We start from the raw sequence: 1,090 nt of genomic DNA on the forward strand, positions 1-1,090 counted from the left end.
CCCCGCCGGAGGGAACGCATGCGCACCGTCCTGCGCCGCCCCGAATTCCGCCTGCTCTTCGCCGCCCTGCTGGCCAGCATGGCGGCCGAGTCGATCCTGCTGCTGGCCCTCGCCGTCTGGGTGAAGGAGCTGACCGGATCGGACGGGATGGCCGGCGCGACCATCTTCGCGATCATCGCGCCGATGACGCTGGCGCCGCTGGTTGGCTGGGTCGTCGACCGGTACCCCCGGCGGCCGTTCTTCGTGGCCGCCAACCTGGCCACGGCCGTGCTGCTCAGCCCGCTCTTCGCGGTCCGGGACCGGGCCGACGTCCGGATCATCTACGTGGTGGCCGCGCTGTACGGCCTGTCGTACATCACGCTCAGCGCGGTGCTCAGCGGGCTGATCCGGCAACTCGTGCCGAGCGAACTGCTGGCCGAGGCGAACGGGGTGCTGCAGACCGTGCGGCAGGGACTCCGGCTGGTCGGCCCGCTCGCCGGGGCCGGGCTGTACGCCGCCGTCGGCGGCTGGCTGCTGGTCACCCTCGCGATGACCGGTTTCCTGACCGCCGCCGCCGTGGTCGGCCTGCTGCGGGTCGCCGAGACGCCGCCGGCCGCCGCCGAGCTGCGCTGGCCGGCCGAACTGGGCGCCGGGCTGCGGCACCTGGCCGGCGAGCCCGCGCTGCGCCGGGCCCTGCTCGGGTACGGCCTGGGCTCGCTGGTGATGGGCTTCACCGAGTCGTTGATCTTCGCGTACGTGGACCAGGGGCTGCGCCGGGACGTCGCGTTCGTCGGCGTGCTGGTCACCGTGCAGGGGATCGGCGGGCTGGTCGGTGGGCTGCTCTCGGCGACCGCCGTCCGGCGGGTGGGTGAGGTGGGCGCGCTCGCCGCCGGGGTGACCTTCTTCGGCCCGGCCGCGCTGGCCTGGCGTACCCGCGGCTCTGGCTCGGGGTGATGGCCCTGCTGCTGGTCGGGGTGTCGCTGCCGCTGACCATGGTCGGGCTGAACACGCTGATCCAGCGGCGTACCCCGGTGGGGTTGCTCGGCCGGGTGGCCGCGGCGTCCGAGGCCCTGGTCAGCGGCCCGCAGGCGGTCTCCATCGGGGCCGGATT

1 pseudogene is annotated in these 1,090 nt (G+C 74.5%); it reads left to right on the forward strand.

The window, feature by feature from the left end:
- Positions 1-18: 18 nt before the first annotated feature.
- A pseudogene (locus tag DKT69_RS25660) lies at positions 19-1,090 on the forward strand (MFS transporter); the annotation flags it as partial.

Origin of the sequence: Micromonospora sicca, from assembly GCF_003172935.1 — a bacterium.
Taxonomy (GTDB): Bacteria; Actinomycetota; Actinomycetes; order Mycobacteriales; family Micromonosporaceae; genus Micromonospora; species Micromonospora sicca.